General features: G+C 46.6%; 3 protein-coding genes and 1 pseudogene. All 4 read right to left on the minus strand.

What is annotated here, in order from left to right; genetic code table 11:
• Nucleotides 1–204: 204 nt before the first annotated feature.
• The 4 genes and pseudogenes from SSCH_RS18250 to SSCH_RS19015 all read right to left on the minus strand — a co-directional run bounded on the left by SSCH_RS18250 (nucleotide 205) and on the right by SSCH_RS19015 (nucleotide 1,614).
• Entirely contained in the window at nucleotides 205–366 is a 162-nt protein-coding gene (locus SSCH_RS18250; protein ID WP_156972149.1) for a hypothetical protein, read from the minus strand.
• Nucleotides 363–653, minus strand: a pseudogene (locus SSCH_RS06480) (RHS repeat-associated core domain-containing protein); the annotation flags it as partial. The gene SSCH_RS18250 and the pseudogene SSCH_RS06480, both read right to left, overlap by 4 nt.
• A gap of 169 nt (nucleotides 654–822) precedes the next feature.
• On the minus strand, nucleotides 823–1,068 hold the full coding sequence (locus SSCH_RS06485) for a hypothetical protein (protein WP_044664760.1): 246 nt from the start codon (nucleotides 1,066–1,068) through the stop codon (nucleotides 823–825).
• On the minus strand, nucleotides 1,069–1,614 hold the full coding sequence (locus tag SSCH_RS19015) for a hypothetical protein (protein ID WP_198142213.1): 546 nt from the start codon (nucleotides 1,612–1,614) through the stop codon (nucleotides 1,069–1,071).
• Nucleotides 1,615–1,811: the final 197 nt, after the last annotated feature.

A 1,811-nucleotide genomic window follows, 5' to 3' on the forward strand; every position in this document is an offset into this window, starting at 1 on the left:
TTGTCTCAAAACACTTGAATTCTGCTTCCAATTAGCCTTTGGGTCTCCTAAGTTTGGTAGTTTCTCAGCAATTGTATACTCTCCCTTTTTTATTGTACCGGACATTGTCAGATCATCCATTTTCCCAATAACAGCCATTCCCCGTGCCCTTATTTAACTGCTTCCCGGCGCTCTTTGCGACCTTTATCACATCACTGGCATCATCTACCTACTTACGGCCTTTATCCCGTACTTTACTCCCTGGGAGAAGTAACCAACTCCAGGAATAGAGGCCAGACCGCTCCATCCGAAATTGGTCCAGTCTCCCTCTGCGGCATACCAGATGGCGTTTATTGCGTCAAACGCCATCCCACCTACCGGGATCATCCCCCCCCCACGTCAAGGGCCATATGCCCTGCTTCCCCTGACTCTACACATGTACCGAAGGGGTCCACATAGCTGATGGGATTGCCGTTCACATAGGCGTATCTGTTCAGGCTCTGCCCCTCGTCGATGCTCCCCAGCAGCACATCCAGGTTGATGAACCTCTTGATGTCTGGATTATAATACCGCGCCCGCATGTAATACAAGCCGTTTTCATCGCTCATCACCCCGTACTTTCCATTGAAAAGGAAGGGTGTATCGCTGCTCCCGGTGTAGGCTAGCAGCTCCCCGCAGGGGCCGTAGCTGTATTCGTCGGTTGTATAGCCGTCCTCGTCGGTTAAAGCTACGGTACTTCCCCGGTAGTCCTAGTGGTAGACCGAATAGTATCCGTCTGCTTCATCCGACCCGATCAGGCCCTGCCCGTCGTATATGCTGATTTTACGTTTTCTCTTATTCTGTTCACATAAACAGTCTGCCTATTTCGTCAATTAAATTTTCTAATGTTAACCCATACTCATTAGGTTCGTCATCTTCATTTAGCCCATTAATAATTAATTCGTCTCCAACAATTTGTCTGAGTTGATTATAAAATTCCACTGTATAATCATTACTATTTTGGTTTTCGATAATTGGAATCAAATCAGGATTATGTTTTTGAAGACACTTTTTCAATAAATCCAGTGATTGTTTATGCAATTTAATCATTTAACTTCCTCCTCGCGCCCCGGCACTACTATTGGCCCATGTTGTAACAACTTTTCCATTCTGATTTAAGACTACAGTTGCATCTTGTCCAATGTACTTTACGGTACCTCCAGATTGGTTCACAACTTGTACGGGATTATTAACAGCATCAACAATTGCCTTATTAGAAACACCTCTGCCAGCATCTCTTCTAATAGCCTGTTCTGCACCATGTTTTGTCCAACCAGTAATTTTATTATTAATAGGTAAACCATCTGCATTAACTTTCCCTGTGCCCTTAGCAAACTTCTGAAGGTCTATTTTATCTACTTTAAATTGCTTACCAGCACTCTTCGCGACCTTTATTAGATCACTGGCATTATCTAGCCTACTTACGGCCTTTATCCCGTACTTTACTCCCTGGGAGAAATAACCAACTCCAGGAATAAGAGCCAGACCGCTCCATCCGAAATTGGTCCAGTCCCCCTCCGCAGCGTACCAGATGGCATTTATTGCGTCAAACGCCATCCCACCTACCGGGACCATCCCCCCCACGTCGAAGGCCATATGCCCTGCTTCCCCCGACTCTACACATGTGCCGAAGGGGTCCACATAGCTGATGGGATTGCCGTTGACATAGGCGTATCTGTTCAGGCTCTGCCCCTCGTCGATGCCTCCCCAGCAGCACATCCAGGTTGATCGAACCTCTTGATGTCTGGATCATAATACCGCCGCCCGCATGTAATACAAGCCGTTTTCTGTTG

The sequence above is a fragment of the Syntrophaceticus schinkii genome (genome assembly GCF_000946815.1).
In the GTDB taxonomy this organism is placed as follows: Bacteria; Bacillota; DSM-12270; order Thermacetogeniales; family Thermacetogeniaceae; genus Syntrophaceticus; species Syntrophaceticus schinkii.

What these genes read in the sequence shown, in the direction of transcription:
- SSCH_RS19015 (WP_198142213.1), bottom strand. Translation starts at nt 1,614, where the DNA reads ATGGCCTTCGACGTGGGGGGGATGGTCCCGGTAGGTGGGATGGCGTTT.
- SSCH_RS18250 (WP_156972149.1), bottom strand. Translation starts at nt 366, where the DNA reads ATGATCCCGGTAGGTGGGATGGCGTTTGACGCAATAAACGCCATCTGG.
- SSCH_RS06485 (WP_044664760.1), bottom strand. Translation starts at nt 1,068, where the DNA reads ATGATTAAATTGCATAAACAATCACTGGATTTATTGAAAAAGTGTCTT.